Genomic DNA, 20881 nt, shown 5'->3' on the forward strand with positions numbered 1-20881 from the left:
ACCAGAGATGGCAAGCACGTTCGAGATTTCGAGGCATGGCTCCGAGTGGTGGACACCATCGCAAGGGTGTGCTAGAAATCGAACACGTTGGTGTGTTCGAACATTCGATCGCATACCCTCCCGACGTGTCGTGACGAAGGTATACGGTATGCATTAAAGCACAGAAGGATGAGAACGATGACGGCTGTGACCTCTACCTTTTCTACTCGGAACGCAAGCTTCACCTCGGCCCCCGGGATGTGGTGGGACGTGGAGCAAACGACAAATCCGGAGTCGGACCTTTTCGAGATACGGAGCTTAGAACCGGTTGATCGAAAATACGGTCCCGTCACTGCACACAACGTGGAAGACGTTGCTGTCGCGCCCTCTCAATTCGAATCCCCCCTCGAACGCCGGATGAGCATCGTGCTGAGCACTTGCCTCGGTCTCGCATTGATTATTGGCTCGGCGCTCGGCGGGGTCTTCGCTGGTGAAGGGCAGGGGGCGGGCGCGGCTAGCGACGTCACACGTGAGCTCGCCAGGCTGCCTTAATCACGGGGCGTGGAGGTAGGATTGGCAGTCTGGGAAAGCCGAGGGGTCTCGGTGGAGAACCGAGCGAAAGGAACTGCCGTGTACTGCCCTTTCTGTCACAACGAGCAGTCGCGAGTGATGGATTCTCGCGTCGTCGATAGCGGTTCGGCTATCCGGCGGAGGCGCGAATGTCCCAGCTGCGGAGGCCGATTTACCACTTTGGAGAAAGCGATTTTAACTGTCGTCAAGCGTAACGGGGTTATCGAGCCGTTTGACCGCGATAAGCTCATCGTCGGCGTTAAGCGGGCGTGCCAGGGGCGGGACGTCTCCGATGACGCGCTCAAGCGTCTCGCTCAACAAGTTGAAGAGACTGTCAGGTCCCACGGCAGCTCCCAGGTGGACGCAAACGACATCGGTCTGGCGGTGCTGGAGCCGCTCCGGCACCTAGACGAGGTCGCGTACCTTCGCTTTGCCTCGGTCTACAAGTCCTTCGACTCCGCCGATGACTTCGAGCAAGAGATCAGGCTCATGCGACGGCGTGACAGGGGATCCGTCTGAGTGAACGCAGCGAACACAGCAAACCCGCCCGATCTTAGGCGAGCTGCGAGATCATTTTCTCAATCCGCTTCGGGCTAACTGGGCGTGGCGTTCCAAGGCGTTGAGCAAAAATGCTCACCCGCAGCTCCTGGATAGCCCAGAGGATATCTTTGTACAGTTTGCCTCGCCCGCGGCTCGTGGGCAATTCGCGGAGCTTGGCGTCGAGGCGGGAGCGGACTGAGTCGACGATGTCTTGTCGCTGTGCATCTCGTTCCGGGTCTAGGGCCATGTCCTCTAGCCTCAGACGGATCGCCTCCAGGTAGCGGGGTAGGTGCTTTAAGCGTTCCATGCCGTGCTTCGTTATCGCGTTCTCGGGAAGGAGGAACGCCATCTGCGTACGGATGTCATCGATTGCCGGGCCCTCCCACTTGTCGAGCTCGCGGAGGGTGTCAAGATACTGCGGTAGCGCGGGCGCGATGCCGACTATTGTGCGCCGCACCTCACCCGCCGCGGCGGAAGCGACTTCTTTGAAGAGTGCGTCGAACTGAGCAGGATCACGGACCGGGCCGCCGCAGGCGAGGAGAAGATCTCGCACGACAGCAACGCGGGCGTCATTGACCAACCCGCTAGCTCCACCGTGGGGATAGGTGTCCACGGCCACCCGTTGGCGCAGCGGAAGCCCTTTCGTCATCTGAGCTTCGGACACGGTGATGCGTCGCAAAAGGAGCGTGAGCGACGCGGTCAACATCGAGGCGTCAGCGGCCTGTCGCGTTGGGTGCACCGTGACCTTGACGCCGCCGGGGGTCGCCTCAAGCGCCGGGTACGCCTCCACGTGGTTTCCGTCGATAGTGGTTTCGATCGCCTCTGGTATAACCCCCAGCGTGTCGGCGGTCCAATCCGACACGGAGGCGGTCTCCGAGCGCCGTCCTGCCCGAGAAACCGAGGAGCGAATGTGTCGGGCCTGGCGCGCTTTGAGTTTCGCCAGGTCCTTATCGTGGTCGATGATGTCACCGTGCTTGTCGATTGCCGCAAATGTGACGCGTAGGTGGGGCGGGAGAGCGTCTGGGTTGAAGTCGGAGCCGTCGATCCCGGACCCCCCAAGGCCGCGGAGCACGGAGGCGAGCTGTTCGGTTAGGGGAGCGGAAAGGGGTTGCAGAAGGGGGAGAGCGCGCACCGCGAAATCTGGCGCGGGAACGACGGAGCGACGCAGCGCTTTGGGCAGGGTCCGAATCAGCTCGGTGACCAGCTCTTCTCTCAGGCCTGGCACAAGCCAGTCACAACCGTGGGAGTCAAACCCAGCAAGCAGCGGTACTGGGACGGCGACGGTAACGCCGTCGAAGGGATCACCCGGCTCGAACTTGTAGGAGAGGGTGTAATCGATGCCCCCCTGTCGCCAGGTATCGGGAAACGCACCTTCGGCGGCGTCAACGTCTTCGATGAGGAGGTCGGCGGGGTTGAAGTCCAGAAAGTGCGGGTCAACGTGGCGCTTTTTCTTCCACCACGAGTCGAAATGACGGGCGGTTGTTACCTCGGCGGGCAGTTTTGAGTTGTAGAAGTCGTAGAGCGCGTCGTCGTCGACAAGAATGCCCCGCCGGCGCAGCTTCTCCTCGATCTCTGAGGCCCTGGCAAGCATCGACTCGTTGTGCTCAATAAAAGCGTGATGTCGGTTCCAATCACCTTCGATGAGAGCGTGGCGGATAAACATCACCCGGGCCCCCTCGGCGTCGATTCGGTGGTAGGGGACGAGGCGGTCGCGGACGATGGGGACCCCGTAAAGCTGAGAATGTTGATGGACCATGGCTGCGGAACGCTTCCGCGACCACACGGGGTCGGAGTAACTGTGCCGCAATAGGCTTGCCGCTGCGCGCTCGACCCATTCGGGCTCGATTGAGGCCACGTCGCGCGCCCACAGCCGCGACGTTTCTACTAGCTCCGCTGCCATGAGGAACTCGGGCGGGCGCTTCGCTAAAGATGAACCGGGAAAGACCATGAACCTCGTTCCCCGCGCCCCCTGGAATTCCCGGGAATCTCCGATCCGCGCGCCGATGTTCGACAGCAACCCGGTGAGCAGAGCTTTGTGGATGGAATCCGCGTCGCGCTCACCCCCGACGTCAGCGGCGCGCGACCAGCCCATTTGTTTCTCGACGTCCCGCAGCTGCCGCACCAGGTCATACCATTCGCGGATCCTCATGTAGTGGAGATACTCCCGCTTCATCCGGGATCGAAAGGCATTGCCTGACAGCTCTTCGCGAGACCCGGCGATGTAGTCCCACAGCGCCAGGGAGGAGAGGAAATCGGAGCTTTTGTGCTTGAAACGAGCGTGCGCTTGGTCCGCCTGAGCTTGAAAGTCGAGTGGTCGCTCGCGCACATCCTGGATCGTCATCGCGGCGACAATGACGGTAACCTCGTCGAGCACACCTAGCCTGTTGGCTTCGACGAGCATGCGCCCCATTTTGGGATCCACGGGTATGCGCGCAACATCTCGACCGATCGGCGTCAGGGCGGGCGCGCCGTCGTGCTCTTCATCGGTGATGGCCCCAAGCTCATGCAAGAGGGCAAGGCCATCGCGGATCGACTTAGGGCTCGGGGGCTGAATGAAAGGAAAGTCGGAGATATCGCCGAGCCGGAGCGAGATCATGGTGAGAATGACGCTCGCGAGGTTGGTACGCAGAATTTCAGGGTCCGTGAACGCGGGCCTGGCGGCAAAATTCTCTTCCGAATAAAGCCGTATTGCCACGCCTTCGGCGATGCGACCGCAGCGACCCGCGCGCTGATTGGCCGACGCCTGTGACACTTCCTCAATCGGCAAGCGCTGCACCTTTGTTCGGGTGGAGTAGCGCGACACGCGCGCCAGACCCGTGTCCACGACGTAGTGGATACCCGGGACGGTCAGCGAGGTTTCTGCAATATTGGTGGCCAGCACGATTCGTCGCTTCGCATGCGGTGAGAAGACACGGTGCTGCTCCGCGTTGGACAACCGGCCGAACAGCGGCGTGACCTCGACCCCGCGCCAGTGCTTCTTTTCGATCGCCTCTGCGGCGTCGCGAATGTCCCGCTCTGAAGCGAAGAAGCAGAGAATGTCTCCCTCACCCTCGCGCATCAGCTCAGAGATGGCGTCCACGAGGCCGTCGATCATATCGACGTCGACCTGCTTACCGTCGATGTCTGCGACGAGCGGCCTGTACCGTACCTCCACCGGGTAGGTGCGCCCCGACACTTCGATAACGGGGGCGGGTTTGCCTGCGGCATCGGCAAAGTGGGCCGCGAACCTTTCGACGTCGATAGTCGCGGAGGTAATGACCACCTTGAGGTCTGGGCGTCGGGGAAGGAGCTGCTTTAGGTACCCAAGTAGAAAATCGATGTTCAGGCTGCGCTCGTGCGCCTCATCAACAATGATGGCGTCATAAGCCATGAGAAGCCGGTCTCGCTGCATCTCGGCGAGCAGGATGCCATCGGTCATGAGTTTGATGGCGGTGGTCGGGGAGGCGTGATCGTCGAATCGGATGGAGTAACCCACCGACTCGCCAACGCTTTGGCCCAGCTCCTCCGCGACGCGCTCCGCGACAGTGCGCGCTGCGAGGCGCCTCGGTTGAGTGTGGCCAATGACCCCCCGCCGGCCCCGCCCGAGCTCCGCGAGCATCTTCGGAATCTGGGTCGTCTTGCCCGAGCCCGTCTCCCCGGCGACGATAACAACCTGGTTGTCCCGCAGCAGCTCGACGATATCGTCGTGCCGTGCGGAGACGGGAAGACCGTCCGGGTACGTAAGTGGTGGCAAGGCAGCGTCCCGCGCACTGACGATGCCAGCGGCGCGCTCGATGTCCGCCGCGATGGAAGCCAGCGCCTGTGGTGCCCGGGCCTTTTTCAAACGACGCTGGAAGCGACTGACGTCGGCCAGCGGTACGGAGTCGAGGCGGGCGAAGAGGTCGGCGCGTGATGGGCGGGTAACAGAGTCGTTCATAACTGCCTACCCATGTTAATTGCCGATCAAGACACGCCCCCGGTCGACTGTCATATGGAACGCCCGCGTCACCAGCGCCCCGAGCGTTTCATACTCCGCCGCGCGGGTTGAACTGGAGCGGCACACCAGACCGACAGTTCTCTGGGCGATGACCGAGTTATCGAAAGTGGCCAGGCTAAGCCCCGGGCGCGTGCATTCCGTAGCGATGGCAGAGACCGGCACTAAGGTTGACCCAAGTCCGGCTACGACAAGCTGCATGATTGTTGTGAGCGAGGAGGCGCGGGCCGCCGATTCCGCCGATGCGGGCTGAGCTGCGTGAACAACTCGGCACAGGTCGACGATTTGATCGCGCAGGCAATGACCGTCGTCAAGCAAGAGCAAATCGAGGTCCTTGAGCACGTCTAGTGTCAGGTCTCGGCGGCCCGCGAACGGGTGGCCGTCGTGGGTGACTACGACGAACTCCTCGTCGAAGAGCTCGTACTCAATCATCCCCGTGGTGTCCGTGGGCGTCGCCAACACGGCAATGTCGATTTGTCCGTCGCGCAGTTGCTGCATGAGGTGACCAGTTTGTTCCTCAACGAGGCGGGGCTCCAGATCGGGGTAGTGTTCCCGGGCGAGGTGGAGGAAGTCGGGCAGGATGTAGGTGGCCAGTGTGGGAATGATGCCCACGGTGAGCGGGCCCGACAGGCGCCCGTGGGCACCGCGGGAATGAGCGACGAAGCTGTCCGCGGCCTCGAGCGTAGCCTTCGCGAAGGGGAGAAGCGACTCCCCGAGGGGGGTCACGATGACCTTGCGCGTCGAACGCTCGATCAGCTGGATACCCAGCCCGGATTCGAGGGCAACAAGAGCCTGCGAGAGTGACGGCTGCGAAATGTGCAGCTTGTTGGCGGCCGTGCCGAAGTGTCGGTTTTCGGCAATCGTGACAAAGGTGCGCAGTTGCGACAATGTCGGCCGGTATTCCTTATTGCCCATGCCTATTACAGTACAAGACACTGATAGGGCCCCAATCGCTAAAAGGGAGAATTTGCTCATCAAATCTTTTCGACGCCGGCGCGTCCCCCTCACGCCTGCAGTAGCGCGAGAGACTTCAAACGCACCTCTCCCGCCTCGTCAGAAGCGTCTAGGTCCACGACGCCGTGGAGTTGGAAAGCGTTGTCACCGGCTGGGTCCTTGATCGTCTGGACGACGCTCCACAGCCGTGAGTCCTCGTCACTCACGCGGATATACTCGGCGCCCCGGGCATCCGCGTCGGTGAGAACGTCGTCGTACTCGTCGAAGTAATCGTCGAGCGCAGTGGGCCATTCGGGACGGTCCGCCTTGTCCAGGTATTCCAGCATCGCATCCAGTTGCTCTTCCTTTTCTAGCGCGAATAACTCCACGAAGCGGAAGAAGTAGTTGCGGACCATGACACGAAACGCCCGTCGGTTGGACGTCAGGGCGGTGGGGTCCTCCACCCCAATGGCGAGCTCAAGTTCGAGCGTCTCAGTGGAAATTGGGGTGGTGTCATCGGCCATGTGGGCCCACTCGTCGATGAGGGAGGAATCGACCTGGCGGATAAGCTCACCCAGCCAGGAAATGATGTCTTCCAACTCGTCGTTGAGATAGGACTCCGGGAGGGAGTGCGACAGGGTGCGCCAGGCATCCGTGAGATACCGCAGAACAACCCCCTCCGAACGTGCCAGGCTATAGGTGGAAATGACGTCCGAGAAGGTCATTGCGTGTTCAACCATGTCGCGTATGACGGATTTGGGCGATAACGTGAAGTCGGCTGCCCACGGGTTGCCCTTTACATACGTCTCGTAGGCGTCCTCGAGCTCGTCTTCTAGCGGTTTCGGGTACGTCACCTCCTCGATAAGCGCGATGCGTTCGGTGTAGTCCACGCCGTCCGCTTTGAGCGCGGCGATCTCCTCAGCCCGCGCCTGAGTTTGCTGGGCCTGTAGCAGCTGCCGGGGGTCGTCGAGAATCGCTTCAAACGTAGAGAGGACGTCCAGCGTGTACGTTTCGGACTCAGGGTCAAGGACAGTCAAGAAGGCGAGCGCGAAGGGCGACAGGGGCTGGTTCAGCGCGAAATCGCGGTCGAGCTCCCGGGTGAGTGTGTAAGGGCGCATGGCTGGCGAGTCAGGAGTACGCTCCACAACGCCCGCGGCGATCAGCCCGCGGAATAGCTCAACCGCGGTGAGGATGTCCTTGTTCTGCTTGGCTCTGCCGTCATGGTTCGTCCGCAGCAGGTGCCGCATGTGGTCGTAGCCGTCGCCGGGCCTCGCGACGACGTTGAGCAGCATGGAATTGGACACGCTGAACTGGCTGGTTAGCTCTTCGGGCTCCGCCTCCGTTAGACGGAGGAATGTCTTCTCAGACCAGGAGACCTCGCCCTCACGGGCGGATTTCTTTCGTATCTTCTTGAGCTTGCGGGGATCGTCGCCTGCGCGGCGGCGGAGGCGGACGTTTTCGATCTCGTGCTCCGGCGCCTCCACCACGACGGTTCCCTCGGTGTCGAAGCCGGCGCGCCCGGCACGCCCGGCTATCTGGTGGAATTCGCGTGATTTGAGGATGCGCTGGCGGGAGCCGTCGTACTTGGCAAGGCCGGTCATCAGCACGGTTCGGATCGGGACGTTGATCCCGACGCCGAGTGTATCGGTGCCACAGATGATTTTCAGCAATCCTGTCTGGGACAGGCGTTCCACGAGGCGCCTGTACTTGGGCAGCATCCCGGCGTGGTGAACGCCGATCCCGCGCCGCAGCAATCGAGATAGCGTCTTCCCAAAGGACGTCGTGAACCGAAAGGCGCCGATTTCGTCGGCGATGCGCTTCTTTTCTTCAGGCGTGACAATCGTCATGCTGGTCAAGGCCTGAGCGCGCTCAGTCGCCTCCCGCTGCGAAAAGTGGACGACGTAAATGGGGGCTTTGCCCGTCGCAAGTAGGTCCTCTAGCGTTTCGTGGACGGGGCTGAAGACGTAGTGGAAATCAAGCGGGACGGGGCGCTGCGACCCGCCGACGAACGTGGTTGCTCGGCCGGTTCGCTGGGAAAGGTCATCTTGGAGCCAGCGTGTGTCGCCGAGGGTGGCGGACATGAGGAGGAATTGGCACCCGGGTAGCTCCAGCAGAGGGACCTGCCACGCCCAGCCCCGGTCCGGTTCCGAGTAGTAATGGAACTCGTCCATCACGACCTGGTCGATGGGGGAGTTCTTGCCTTCCCGCAGCGCGATGTTGGCAACAATCTCCGCCGTCGCCGCAATGATCGGGGCGTTGCCGTTGACGGTGGCATCGCCCGTCATCATGCCAACGTTATCCGGCCCGAAGATCTCACACAGCGCAAAGAACTTTTCACTCACCAAGGCCTTGATAGGCGCGGTGTAAAAGCTGCGTTTGCCGCGCGCCAACGCCACAAAGTGGGCTGCGTTCGCCACCATCGATTTTCCGGAGCCCGTCGGGGTGGCCAAAATGACGTTTTCACCGGCAACGAGGGAGAGAGTCGCTTCTTCCTGCGCGGGGTAGAGCGTGATGCCGCGCGATTGCGTCCATGAGACGAAAGAATCCCAAATCACGTCGTCGAGAAGCGGTGCTGGGACGTCGGCGAGGTCGGAGATCATGTCGGCGAGGTTCACGCCCCCAACCGTAGCCGACAGGCCGGGGAGCCTAAGCTCGGCCTGAACCGCCCTCGCCCGGCTCATCCTCCGAGTCCCCGCCATCTTCCGGCCCGGGCTCCTCGGAAGAACCAGGGGAGAAGTGGTCGTTCAACCGAGCGGCATCCCCTCCAAAGGGCAGTCCCCTCGTCTCCGGGTCACCGCCTCGATCGGCATCCCTGTCAGCGATTGCGGCGAGGAAGTTCTCGAATGCTTCCCCGATTTGTTCGCCGGTGGGAGTTTGCGCCTCTCCCGGCATCATCGCCTCGGGGTTGCGTTGCCTGTATTCCTGCATCTCTCGGTCGTAGTGCTCTTCGAGGGCCTCGACGACCTGGGAGATCTCCTCTGATGCGTGAGTCTGCTCGGCCAGTTGGCGCGACACCCTGTCCATGTCCCGCTCTAGGGAGCGCAGGGGGAAATCGAGGCCGGAGACATCTGAGACCGACTGGAGGAGCTGGTAGGTCGCGTAGGGGTAGGGGGACGCGGCGACGTAGTGCGGAACATGCGCGGTGTAACCGGCTACCGATCGACCCCGTTCATGGAGCTCGCGCTCAATCATGATGGCGGCGGACCCGGGGATTGAAACCATCCCGTCGAAGGTGTACATCGACCCAACGAGGTCGCGGTCGTTTCCGTGCGCGGAAACGACCAGGGGACGAGTGTGCGGCGCGCCCATCGGGGCTGAGTAAACGCAGATGGTCTTGTCCACGCCGAACCGATCCACGAGGTCCGCAACGGCATGGCTGAATGCGTCCCACCGCAGGTCGGGCTCCGGCCCCGAAAGCAGGAGAAAGGAAGTTCCCGATGAATCGCGAACCACGCGCATATCCAATTGGATGTCCTCGACGCTGGAGATCTCGTGGTGCGCGATGGTGACCATCGGGCGGCGCGAGCGGTAGTCGATCAGCTCGTCAGTGCTAAACGTCGCCACTGCGCGCGATTCGAGCGCGCTCTTGATATGCTGCGCCACACCCTCTACAGCGTGACCAGCGTCCGCGTAGCCCTGCATCGCCACGATCAAAACCGGGCCCGCCGAAGCAGAACCCGGCACCGCCGGGGCAGGGTACTCCAGTTCATACATAGTGCGGTCCGAGTCCGACATGGTGTGTCCTCCTTTAACCGGCCTTCTGACGTTGCTTCCCATAACGGCGGCGCCACGGAGTTCATTCCCGAGGCGAACTGCTGAAAACAACCAATTATGTCCGAATTGTCTCCGTTTCGCTACCGGCATTGCACGCGGCCTGTGGATAACGCCCGCGTGTGAACGCACATTCATCCCCAGCGATACGCCGCGCACGCGGGCGTGGAACCGTCCGCCGAACCAGGCAGTCCAAAAGAGCATGACCACTTCTACATCGGATAACCTTGTCGGGCCCGCGGACCTCATCGCCGCTCTACCCGGAATCCTCGGTTTCTACCCCCACGAATCAACCATTCTTCTCGGCCTATGCAGCGACTCCGAGGGGCCGCTAGACAGTGTTACTCTCGGGCCCGTCCTTCGCGCCGACCTCACGCACACGCCCCAGTTGCTCAGTGTCGCGGGCGAGCTCGCCGCCCAGGAGTGCTTCGCCTTCTACGCAGTTATCGTCACCCGTATCCCGGAGTCCACAATCGTCGGGGAGACCCAAGCACTTCTTTTCGACGCCACGAGCGCCACCGGTTTACACCTCGTTGACGCTTGCTGGCATGTCTCGGAAATCGCGACCGGAACCCCGTACTCGCTCATGTTCGGACCCGGCCGGCAATTCTCAGGATCCGGCGAACTGAGCGAGAACTTTTTCCGGGGCTCGGTGTCCTCGGTGATGTCCTCGCCCGCCATGGGGGCGCTGCGGGAGGACGGGTCCCTGCCTGAGCTGGATCGGGACCACACTTTCACGTACTTCGACCCGGCCCCGGCGGACCAACCGTACGCTGTCGAGGACCGCGTTGCCTTAGCCCGCGTGGCTCAGACCCGGAGCCTCGCTTTGGAAAGATTGCTCGACCTCGGAGAACCCGGGGGAGAAGTGGCTGTCGAGCACGCACGCGAGTTGTTGCGATCGGCTCCGCCCGGGCCCCTCATCCGGTCCGACAGGAGGTTTGACCCGGAGGCGCTTCCCGAGGAAGATGACCAGCTCGCTGTGGCCACGCTGCTGTGCACGAGCAAACTGCGGGACCTGTTGATTTCCACTGCGGTGGACAACCCGCTGCCCGCGGGCGCCGCCCTCCTTCGCATTTCGAAAACTTTTCCGGGCGTCATTCGCGCCAACGCGCTGTGTATCTGGGCATTCATCGCCGCAGAGAGGGGCCTTGCCTCATGGGCGACGGCCGCCGCCGCGGCGGCGCTGCGAGAAGTACCGGAGCACACTATGTCGTGTTACTTCATCTGGCTAATGCGCAGCGGAAACGTCAGCACGATGCTACAAGCGGCGAAAGACGGGGTAGGTGCGCACTGGGAACCGAAAAAGTGAGAGGCGCAGGTGGGCACGCCTATGGAGCGCAGTGCGAAGCCGTACCAAGGTTTCGCGTAAACGCCCAGGCATCCTCAACAATCCGGGGAAGCGCTGTGCGGGACGGGGCCCAGCCGAGCTCGCGGCCAATCTTTTCGGAGGAGGCGACGAGGACGGCCGGGTCGCCCGCACGGCGAGGCGCGACGCGGGCCGGAATCTCGTGCCCGGTTACGGTGCGGCAAACGTCGATAACCTCTCGCACGGAGTAGCCATCGCCCGAACCGAGGTTGTATATGCGGTGAGACCCCGGCACATTGCTCTTAAGAGCGAGAAGGTGGGCATCGGCTAGATCCCGCACGTGGATGTAGTCGCGAACGCAAGTCCCGTCCTTGGTCGGCCAATCGTCACCGTAGATGAGAGCTTCGTCTCGGAAACCAAGCGCCACCTGAAGGACCAAGGGGATAAGGTGCGTCTCCGTCTTGTGGTTTTCCCCCGCTGAACCGTACGCGCCCGCCACGTTAAAGTAGCGCAAACTCGTCGCCCCCAGGCCAAACGCGGCGCAATACGATGAGATCGCGTGGTCGATGGAGAGCTTGGTTGCACCGTAGGGGTTGCTCGGGCGAGTCGGAGCATCTTCGCGAATCGGTACGGATTCGGGCTCACCGTAGGTCGCGGCGGTGGAGGAAAACACGAGGTTCGTGACCCCGTGCTCTCTCAAGGCGTTGAGCAGCGCAAGGGAAACGACGAGGTTGTCACGCCAGTACTCGTCCGGTTTTTCCACGGACTCTCCGACCAATGATCGGGCAGCGAAGTGCAAAACGGCATCGTACCGGCCACCGGACAACACGTCGCCGATGACGTCGACAAGATTGCCTTCGACAAGCGTGGCCCCGTCCGGAACGGCATCGGGATTGCCGGTGGAAAAGTCGTCGATGATGGTGACCTCATGGCCTTGCTCGAGAAGGACCGTCGCGCACACGCTGCCGACGTATCCCGCGCCGCCCGTTACAACTACATTCATCGTTCGAGCGTCCCATCGACGTTGACACGAAACGCGTGAGTCAATTCGGGCCGCAGCACGATGTTGGCCCCCTCGCCGTTCGACACGGTGACACTGCCTTTGGAGGGAGCTTGGGAGACCGTAACCACGCTGCCAACGCGGATCCCGGCGTCGTGCATGGCGTTGAACTGCTCTTTATTCAACTGGAGGATCTCACTGATCTGCTCGACCGTCGCCGTGACGGGGGTGGCTAGGTCAAGATCGCTGAGGCGGACACCGATGTTGGTCGCCTCAGCCCCCGTTATGCCCAACTCCACGAGGCCTGGGATGGGAGTTCCGAAAGGGGACCGGCTTGGGTTATCCAAGATGTCAACGAGTCGTTTCTCGACATCCGTACTCATCACGTGCTCCCAGCGGCACGCCTCTTCGTGAACTTGGGTCAAGTCAAGCCCGAGAACGTCGGTAAGTAAGCGTTCTGCAAGGCGATGCTTCCGCATGACCGCCGTCGCTTTGGCTCGTCCCAGCGGAGTTAAGGATAGGGAGCGGTCGTGCTCGACGACCATCAGTCCGTCGCGCTCCATGCGGGCGACCGTCTGCGAAACGGTCGGGCCCGACTGATCGAGTCGCTCCGCAATGCGCGCGCGAAGGGGGGTAATACCTTCTTCCTCAAGCTCGTACACCGTCCTGAGGTACATCTCCGTTGTGTCTACTAGATCGCGCACGATGACTATCCTTACTCGTCTTTTCGCGTCTGCCCGCAGGGTCAGCACCTAATACGTCTATTCCCTGCCGAAACGCAGGAAAGCACGTTCACATCCTAGCGCACCGCTAGGAGGCAAACGTGCCATACGGCTGGGCCGGAGTTTGCCCAGATCCCCTGTTAAATCGCGTAATCGCGTAGCCGCTCGGCCCGGTCACCGACGCGAAGTTTCGCCATGACCTCCCGTTCGATCTGGCGAACTCGCTCGCGGGACAGGCTGAACTGGCGGCCAATCTGATCGAGGGTGCGTGGCACACCGTCATCCAAGCCGTAACGGAGACGGATGACATCCTGCTCGCGCTGTTCAAGGCCCGCGATGATGTCATGAATGTCGTCGTGGCGGAGGGTGGAGACAACCGCATCTTCCGCGTCAGTTGCTTCCGCGTCCTCGATAAAGTCGCCGAGCGGTGCTTCCTCATCGGCACCGACCGGCATGTCCAAGCTCACGGGGTCGCGCGACTGGCGCAGCAGCATCTCGATCTTCGATTCGTCGATACCGGACTCGTCCGCGAGTTCCTCGTTCGACGGCTCCCGCCCGAGTGACTGGTACATCTCGCGACGGATCCGAGATAGCTTGTTGACCTGCTCAACAAGGTGCACGGGAAGGCGAATTGTCCGCGATTGATCGGCCATGCCGCGGGTGATCGCCTGGCGGATCCACCACGTGGCGTAGGTAGAAAACTTGAACCCCTTGGAGTAATCGAACTTCTCCATAGCGCGGATCAACCCGAGGTTGCCCTCCTGGATGAGATCGAGCAGGGGCATTCCCCGACCCGTGTAACGCTTGGCCAAGGAAACAACGAGGCGAAGGTTTGCTTCGAGAAGGTGGGCGCGGGCCTTACGACCTTGGCGCGCGAGGATCTTGTAGTCCCTCTTCCGGGCCCGAGTGAGCTGGGTTTCAGGATCATCGAGCAAGTGCTGGGCGTAGAGACCAACCTCGATCTGCTGGGCCAATTCCACCTCTTCCGCGGCGTCCAGCAGAGCCGTCTTACCGATCCCGTTTAGGTACACACGGACGAGGTCCGCTGACGGGTTGTCATTAGTCTGGTTCCGGCGACTGCCACGGTCAACGATCTCCTCGTTGTCGTCGGCCTGAGCGTGGTCCGGCTGAGTCATGCGTGAATGCCTCCTGGGAACGGTGTGTATCTAGGTTTGTAACGTGCGACGGCGCCTCTTTGTTCCCGTCAGGCAAGGAGCTGACGCAGCGATCTCCGCGTACATCACCGAACTATTTCGGCGATGTCAGCCGGAATAAGAACCCCGTGTCGAACCAAATCCACCACCGCGCGCGCTACGTCGGAGTAAAACTTGTCCGTCTCGGCCACTGCGTGGGCCGTCGCCCACAGCCCGGCGACATCCTGGAGGGACAGGCCACGGGGGTGCAACCCCGAAACAATCGAGAGGAGGCCGTCGTCGATTTCGTGGCTGAATCTTGGCCCGTCGGTCCTGGCGAGGCGGATAACGCGCGGGGCAAACCCCATCCCGGTCTCCACGTCCGCTGACTCGACCTGCTCTACGGCGACACCAGGGCGCACCAAGAAGCGGGACGCGAGAACGTCGGCGGAGCTGCTCTCCCGCAACCACGCTGCGCGCACGAAGTACTCCTCAACTTCTGGCCCAAGAGGGTCGGAGAAGGGGTGCGTGAGTTCCTCAGCCGTCACCTCGGAAGGGGCGTCGCCAATATCGCGCAGAAAAATCCAGCCGAAACCAATGGCGGTGACGCCTTCCTCGGTCAGGTAATTGAGTCGCCGGCGGGTGAGGCTGACGCCGCGGGGCGAGCGGGGGTCAATCGATTCGTCCCGCAGCCAGGTGGAGACGTAAAGAGCGGGGTCTGCGACGTCTCGCTGGAGGACCCACGCTGACACGCCCGTCGGCGGCAGCCAGGATGCCACCCGGTTTTGCCAAGATCCGTCCACCGTGTGCACCCACGAGCCGAGAACGTACGCGGTACCGTCGGGAGAGAGGTGGCGCGGTGCCTCTCCGGCGATGAGCTCCGTCGCTCCATCAAGCGCGAGGCCGGAATCCCGGTAGACGTGGCCCACTTCTGGGGGACCCACGACAAACGGGGGGTTTGCAACGATACGGTCGAAAAGTTCGCCCTCCACGGGCTCGAACCACGGACCCTGGCGCAGGTCTACATTCGACAACGCATTCGCGGCGAGCGTCGCCCGAGCATAGGCCAAAGCTCGCGAGCTCACGTCCGTGGCCACCACCTTCACCGCCGAGGCAGATTGGGCGACCGCCTGAACGCCTGAACCGGTCCCGAGATCTAGTACGGACTCCACGGGAGAGCAGGGTGTCGCGGAGAGCAGGGAGAGGGAGGCGGCTCCCACGCCGAGGACATGGTCGGGGCCCGGCACGACCTCGGTTGTCGACGCGTCGAGGTCTGAGACGATAATCCGGTTCTCGCCAGCGATAATGTGGGGCCGGATATCCAATGCGACGTGGACCTCGCCGGAGGGGAGGCGGGTGATCACGTGAGCGTCGAGAAGCGTCAGCGCAAGACGTGAAGATAGCGCATGTGCGAGCTCTTCGCAGGAGGCGGGAACGCGCAAGAGAAAGAAACGAATGAGGAAACTGAGCCGGGAGTCGTCCGAGCTCGCCTCGTATACCACCCCGGGCTCGCCTCTGTAGAGGGCCTCGGTGGCGTCAGGTCCGAGGTGGGCGGCGACTCCTTCGGCGGTGTACGAGGCGCGGAGGAGCGCAGGGGTAAGTTCCGCCATTGCCTGGGTAAGGTCGCCCACGCGGGGATCCTTTCTACGCAGGTGAACTGCGCTTTCCGTTTTAGGTGGGGCTGTCGGGATCAGCCGATTCAACATGGTCAATGATAGCGGGCTGAGAATGTGCGCTTTCGGGCCCGCCCGCGTCGAGCTGGGAACGGCGTTCCATTTCCACGCGGTACGCCTCGCGGGCGGCGGCGGGCTTATACACATTGCGGGCTCGCGGGTCCCGCTTTTCCCCTTGGCCATTACCAATCATGACAGCCACCCAGGGGAGGGGAATGGACACCGTGAACATGACGCCAGCGATCCACCAGTTATGCCACCCGAGCGCGGCCAGGATCGCTATAGCGATAAACGGCAGTCGAAGGCTTTGAATCGCGATGTAGCGCCGCTCGCGGCTGCGGATGTTCTGCTCGGGGCTACGCACCGCGTCGGTAATCAGGTGGCGCTCGGAGCGGCGGGCCAGGCGCCAGCGGTGCGGACGGTGGGCGTTGTGTCCCTCGTGCTTGGCATCCTCGGATCCGGCATCAACGGAATCGACGGAATCGACGGCATCGACGGCATCGACGGCATCGTCACCGGGGCGGTTATCACCGAACTGTGCGCTGTTGGGAAACTCGCCGTTCATACACTTCCTTCCGCCAGGGGCTCAATGTACCACGCTCTCGCGCGCATGCTTCCCGCTTAAGATTTCGCCCGAAGTGGGGCATGATAGAGGGCGTGACTACGACGACGAAGACTCTCGAGCGACCCGGCCTGCGGGAAGAAACGACGTCCACAACTGGGGATGACACCCCCAAGTTCTTCCATTACGTCAAGCGCGACCAGATCGTTGATTCAGCCGTGTCAGGCAAGATGGTCGTCGCGCTGTGCGGGCAGACATTCCCCGTAAAGAAGCAGGCCAAACCAGGTTCTCCCGTCTGCCCCGACTGCGAGCGTATTTACAAGGGGTTGCGCCGGAAGTGACGTCGCGGGTACCCGGGCCCTCGCTGCGCGCTTGGCAGCGAGAGGCCTTCGATTTGTTTATGGCGACGAAACCGCGCGACTTCCTCGCCGTCGCTACCCCGGGGGCGGGCAAGACGACCTTCGCGCTATCCCTTGCGCGCTCGCTTTACGACGATAAATCGGCGCACCGGATCATCGTTGTCGTGCCCACGGAGCACCTGAAGCACCAGTGGTCTGAGGCGGCTAAGCGTTTCGGGCTATCTCTCGACCCCGACTTTACGAACTCCTCGGCTGTGAACCCGGCTTTCGACGGCATCGTGGTCACCTACGCCCAGGTCGGGATGCACCCGTTTAAGCATCGCGCAATTGCGTCGGCACGGCGAACGCTTGTCATTCTCGACGAGATCCACCACGCGGGCGACGCGAAGAGCTGGGGTGACGGTGTGAGGGAGGCCTATGACGACGCCGAGCACCGCCTCGCGCTGACGGGCACCCCTTTCCGATCTGATGATTCCGCGATCCCCTTCGTGCGTTACGAGGAAGACGGGGAAGGTCATCTAGTAAGCAAGGCCGATTACACCTACGGCTACAGCAATGCCCTTGCCGACGGTGTCGTTCGTCCGGTTGTCTTCCTCGCGTATTCGGGAGAAGCGCAATGGAAAGACTCCGCGGGCGAGGAGTACAGCGCTCGGCTGGGGGAGCCGCTGAGCCCCGAGCACACCGCGCGGGCATGGCGGACAGCGCTCGACCCCAAGGGGGATTGGATCGCGGCCGTTTTGACAGCTGCGCACACCCGCTTACAGAAAGTTCGCGCGAACATGCCCGATGCCGGCGGTCTCGTGATTGCGACGGATACGGTAACCGCCCGCGCCTACGCCAAGATGTTGGAGAAGATCAGCTCCACCCCGGTGACCGTTGTCCTGTCGGACGAGCCCGGTTCCTCTGCGCGCATCGACGAGTTCTCCGCTTCGAACCGAGAATGGCTGGTGGCGGTCCGCATGGTCTCGGAAGGTGTCGACGTGCCCCGGCTCGCGGTCGGCGTGTACGCCACATCTGCGTCGACCCCGCTGTTCTTTGCGCAGGCCATCGGGCGGTTTGTCCGCTCCCGAATGCCTGGAGAGTCCGCCTCTATCTTCCTCCCCTCGGTGCCAGTTCTTCTGCGACTGGCGGAGGAAATGGAGGTCTCGCGCGATCACGTGCTGGGCAAGCCGCACCGCGAGTCCGGCTGGTCGGATGAGCTGTTGGAGCAGGCGAATCGAACGCAAAACGAGCCGGATGAGATTCCGGGGTACGAGTCCATTGGTGCCTCTGCCGAGCTCGACTCCCTCATCTTCGACGGCTCCACTTACGGCACAGCCACCGCCAGCGGGTCCGCCGAAGAGCAAGATTTTCTGGGGCTCCCGGGGTTACTCGACGCAGAGCAGGTGAGACTGCTGCTAAGCAAACGGCAGTCGGCGCAGCTCGACGCGTGCGAGGCGGAGCCGGCACGTCGGGAAACGGCGGCGCCGCAATCCGAGCCCGCGCAGAACGACAGGCCCGCGATTGACGAGATCGCGGCTCTGCGCAAGGAGCTCAACACCCGTGTGTCGATCGTGGCGGGCTCGACTGGGCGCCCCCATGGGGCGATTCATACCGAGGTCCGCAACGCGTGCGGGGGGCCGCCGACGGCCCTGTGCACCGCTCAGCAGTTGCGCGACCGGATTGCTTATCTCCGCGGCTGGTAGTCGTACTCGCCGGCCGCGTGGGCTAGACCAACTAGTCCAACTAGTGCAATTAGTCCAGGTAGTCGCGCAGCACCTGGGACCGAGAGGGGTGCCGCAGCTTCGACATCGTCTTCGACTCGATCTGGCGGATGCGCTCTCGGGTCACGCCGTAGACCTGTCCGATCTCGTCGAGGGTCCGGGGCATGCCGTCCGTCAGTCCAAAGCGCAAGCGGACCACGCCGGCCTCACGCTCCGACAGCGTGTGCAAAACGTCTTGTAGCTGGTCTTGCAGGAGAGTAAACGACACCGCATCGACGGCGACGACCGCCTCGGAGTCTTCGATGAAGTCGCCGAGCTGGCTGTCGCCTTCGTCGCCAATGGTTTGATCGAGGGAGATCGGTTCCCGGGCGTATTGCTGGATTTCCAGGACCTTCTCCTCGGAGATATCCATTTCTTTTGCCAGCTCCTGGGGCGTTGGCTCCCGGCCAAGGTCTTGGAGCAGCTCGCGCTGAATCCGGCCGAGTTTGTTAATTACCTCCACCATGTGGACGGGAATGCGGATCGTCCGAGCCTGGTCCGCCATCGCGCGGGTGATGGCCTGGCGGATCCACCACGTGGCGTAGGTGGAGAACTTATACCCCTTGGAGTAGTCGAACTTCTCCACCGCGCGAATGAGGCCGAGGTTACCTTCCTGGATGAGATCGAGGAATGCCATTCCGCGGCCGGTGTAACGCTTCGCGAGGGAAACGACGAGGCGGAGGTTGGCCTCAAGCAGGTGATTCTTTGCCTTGCGGCCGTCGCGCGCCACGGCCCGCAAGTCACGCTTGACGGCCGGGGTGAGCTTCGCTTCTTTATCACCCTCGGCCGCGGCCCGGGCCATTTCGTCGAGCCGATGCTGGGCGTAGAGGCCGGCCTCGATTCTCTTTGCCAGCGACACCTCTTGCTCAGCGTCGAGGAGCGCGACCTTGCCAATCTGCTTGAGGTAGGCACGAACTGAGTCCGCGGAGGCGGTCAGCTGGGCGTCTTTGCGCGCTTGGCGCAAGGCAGCGGATTCCTCGATGTCCCACACCGAAGAGCCGTCGTCAGCCTCGTCGCTGCCCTCCTCGTCCTCGTCGCCATCTGTGGCGCTGTCGTCATCGACATCCTCTTCCTCGACGTCGAGGTCACCCTCCAGGTCGACTGCGAAGGCATCGTCGACATCGTCAACATCGTCGAGCTCTGCCGCGTCATCGGACTCCCCGGAGATCACGGGGTCGAATTCGGTGTCGTCACCGGCAGAAGTGCCAGCTTCGATGGGCGCGGTATTTTCTTCGGCGTCCGTGGGAGCAGCGGGCTTGGTTGTCGTTGTGCGGGCCGTTTTCTTAGTTGTCTTTGTGGTTGTCTTTTTGGCGGTTCGTTTCGCGGTCTTCTTCACCGCCTTTTTCGCTGTCTTTTTTGCTGTCTTTTTTGCTGTTGTGCGTGCGCCGGTGCCCGCCGCGGCACCCGTTTCCGGGTCGACCGATTTAGTGCGGGTGGTCTCTACGGGTGTCTCGCTGGTGGCCACGTACGCCCTTTCGCCTCGTAGGTACAGGTTTGATGTTGATCAATGGAAAAGTGCCGGCAAACACCGAGGGGGTGCTGCCGAGCGCGGGCTACCGTGCGACACGCGGTGACTCGGCGCCCGCTCAAGCGGATACCCCACGATACGCAAAAACGGTTGACAACTCACGTTCGACATGCCTTGCAGCAATCAGACGGATATTACTAACGCTCGCGGCACGGCATCTATTCCCTCCCGCTACGGTGCAAGAGAACCCGCCCCGGCTAACGCTGCCCCGACGATCCCAGCCCTATTGCGCAGCTGCGCCGCGTGCACCGGGGCCCGTGTAGTGAGTAGGGGCACCCACTTGTCAGATTTGCGAGAGATCCCGCCCCCGACAACGAAGGCAGTGGGGCTAAAAATACGTTCGTATTCGTGCAGAACCTTGTCGACGCGTTTCGCCCACTGTGCGTAAGAGAGGTCGTCGCGAACCTTGGCAGCGGAAGACGCCTGTTCCTCGGCCTCGACACCGTCGATGAGCATATGGCCGAGCTCGGTGTTGGGAACAAGGACGCCGTCGTTCAGTAAGGCTGACCCGATTCCGGTACCGAACGTGAGGAAAAGCACCGCTCCCCGCCGTGCCTGCGCTGAACCGAATGCGACTTCGGCGATGCCGGCAGCGTCGGCGTCGTTAAGCACCGCGATGCTCGGGGACCCAAGTGGTGCCAGGTGACGGGTGAACAGGTCGTGGACGTTCGTGCCCACCCATTCCTCGTCGATGTTCGCGGCGGACATGGCGACTTGGTCGATTATGACGCTGGGCAGAGTGACACCGACGGAACCCGTCCACCCGGCCTGGGAGACGATCTCCGCCACCGTCTGCGCGACAGCGTCCGGGGTGGCGGGCTGAGGAGTGATGATTTTGATGCGGTCGCCCACGAACTCGCCGGTCGACACGTCGACGACCGCCCCCTTAATCCCAGAACCTCCCACGTCCACCCCAAAACCCAGCGTCTGCCCTTCGGAATCGGTGGGGGAGGCGTCGTGCGCCGGCTTATCGACAGACGCGCGTGCGGGGTTGGCTTGATTCATGCGCGCCAGCATACAAAAGGCCGCGGCTCTGTAGCCTGATCGTGCCGTGATTATGCCCCGATTATGCTGTAATTATGCCGTGGAG

Annotated in this window: 16 protein-coding genes; 5 read left to right on the forward strand and 11 right to left on the reverse strand. The window is 62.3% G+C overall.

Annotation, left to right across the window (positions count from 1 at the left end):
• Positions 1–177 precede the first annotated feature (177 nt).
• Both CAPI_RS04795 and nrdR read left to right on the forward strand, forming a co-directional pair.
• Complete coding sequence (locus CAPI_RS04795) at positions 178–531, forward strand: hypothetical protein (RefSeq protein ID WP_018016910.1); 354 nt, start codon at positions 178–180, stop codon at positions 529–531.
• A gap of 78 nt (positions 532–609) precedes the next feature.
• A complete protein-coding gene (nrdR, locus tag CAPI_RS04800; protein ID WP_018016911.1) occupies positions 610–1068 on the forward strand; it encodes a transcriptional regulator NrdR in 459 nt (152 codons plus the stop codon).
• Positions 1069–1102: 34 nt separating this feature from the next.
• Here the strand turns inward: nrdR and hrpA are convergent, their stop codons facing one another.
• From hrpA to CAPI_RS04820, 4 genes are all read right to left on the reverse strand, one after another.
• On the reverse strand, positions 1103–5005 hold the full coding sequence (gene hrpA / locus CAPI_RS04805; RefSeq protein ID WP_018016912.1) for an ATP-dependent RNA helicase HrpA: 3903 nt from the start codon (positions 5003–5005) through the stop codon (positions 1103–1105).
• Between the two features lie 15 nt (positions 5006–5020).
• Positions 5021–5977: a hydrogen peroxide-inducible genes activator gene (locus tag CAPI_RS04810; RefSeq protein WP_026157036.1), complete on the reverse strand. Its 957-nt coding sequence runs from the start codon at positions 5975–5977 to the stop codon at positions 5021–5023.
• 89 nt (positions 5978–6066) lie between these two features.
• Positions 6067–8595 carry a DEAD/DEAH box helicase gene (locus CAPI_RS04815; RefSeq protein ID WP_040356641.1) on the reverse strand — a complete coding sequence of 843 codons (2529 nt, stop codon included), beginning with the start codon at positions 8593–8595 and terminating at the stop codon, positions 6067–6069.
• Positions 8596–8641: 46 nt separating this feature from the next.
• Entirely contained in the window at positions 8642–9730 is a 1089-nt protein-coding gene (locus CAPI_RS04820; RefSeq protein ID WP_018016915.1) for a PAC2 family protein, read from the reverse strand.
• A gap of 238 nt (positions 9731–9968) precedes the next feature.
• Between CAPI_RS04820 and CAPI_RS04825 the strand changes: the two genes are divergently transcribed.
• Complete coding sequence (locus CAPI_RS04825) at positions 9969–11075, forward strand: DUF4192 domain-containing protein (protein WP_018016916.1); 1107 nt, start codon at positions 9969–9971, stop codon at positions 11073–11075.
• Between the two features lie 19 nt (positions 11076–11094).
• On the opposite strand, the gene galE is transcribed toward CAPI_RS04825, so the two are convergent.
• From galE to CAPI_RS04850, 5 genes are all read right to left on the reverse strand, one after another.
• Positions 11095–12075 (reverse strand): UDP-glucose 4-epimerase GalE, encoded by a 981-nt coding sequence (galE, locus tag CAPI_RS04830; protein ID WP_018016917.1) that lies wholly within the window; start codon positions 12073–12075, stop codon positions 11095–11097.
• The gene (locus tag CAPI_RS04835; protein ID WP_018016918.1) at positions 12072–12776 is read right to left on the reverse strand and encodes a metal-dependent transcriptional regulator; all 705 of its coding nucleotides are present in this window, start codon (positions 12774–12776) and stop codon (positions 12072–12074) included. The genes galE and CAPI_RS04835 overlap by 4 nt, the downstream gene beginning before the upstream one ends.
• Positions 12777–12934: 158 nt before the next feature.
• Positions 12935–13930 (reverse strand): sigma-70 family RNA polymerase sigma factor, encoded by a 996-nt coding sequence (locus CAPI_RS04840; RefSeq protein WP_018016919.1) that lies wholly within the window; start codon positions 13928–13930, stop codon positions 12935–12937.
• A gap of 104 nt (positions 13931–14034) precedes the next feature.
• Positions 14035–15537 carry a DUF7782 domain-containing protein gene (locus CAPI_RS04845; protein WP_051059700.1) on the reverse strand — a complete coding sequence of 501 codons (1503 nt, stop codon included), beginning with the start codon at positions 15535–15537 and terminating at the stop codon, positions 14035–14037.
• Positions 15538–15598: 61 nt separating this feature from the next.
• Positions 15599–16165, reverse strand: a complete 567-nt coding sequence (locus tag CAPI_RS04850) for a DUF3099 domain-containing protein (protein ID WP_018016921.1) — start codon at positions 16163–16165, stop codon at positions 15599–15601.
• Positions 16166–16257: 92 nt separating this feature from the next.
• Here CAPI_RS04850 and CAPI_RS04855 point away from each other — a divergent pair, with 92 nt between their 5' ends.
• Both CAPI_RS04855 and CAPI_RS04860 read left to right on the forward strand, forming a co-directional pair.
• Positions 16258–16503 (forward strand): DUF3039 domain-containing protein, encoded by a 246-nt coding sequence (locus CAPI_RS04855; protein ID WP_026157038.1) that lies wholly within the window; start codon positions 16258–16260, stop codon positions 16501–16503.
• A 59-nt stretch (positions 16504–16562) separates the two neighbouring features.
• Entirely contained in the window at positions 16563–18206 is a 1644-nt protein-coding gene (locus tag CAPI_RS04860) for a DEAD/DEAH box helicase (RefSeq protein ID WP_051059701.1), read from the forward strand.
• Between the two features lie 49 nt (positions 18207–18255).
• On the opposite strand, the gene CAPI_RS04865 is transcribed toward CAPI_RS04860, so the two are convergent.
• Positions 18256–19728 (reverse strand): RNA polymerase sigma factor, encoded by a 1473-nt coding sequence (locus CAPI_RS04865; RefSeq protein WP_018016924.1) that lies wholly within the window; start codon positions 19726–19728, stop codon positions 18256–18258.
• 234 nt (positions 19729–19962) lie between these two features.
• Positions 19963–20796, reverse strand: a complete 834-nt coding sequence (ppgK, locus tag CAPI_RS04870; RefSeq protein WP_083893899.1) for a polyphosphate--glucose phosphotransferase — start codon at positions 20794–20796, stop codon at positions 19963–19965.
• Positions 20797–20881 lie beyond the last annotated feature (85 nt).

Origin of the sequence: Corynebacterium capitovis DSM 44611 (assembly GCF_030440535.1) — a bacterium.
Taxonomy (GTDB): Bacteria; Actinomycetota; Actinomycetes; order Mycobacteriales; family Mycobacteriaceae; genus Corynebacterium; species Corynebacterium capitovis.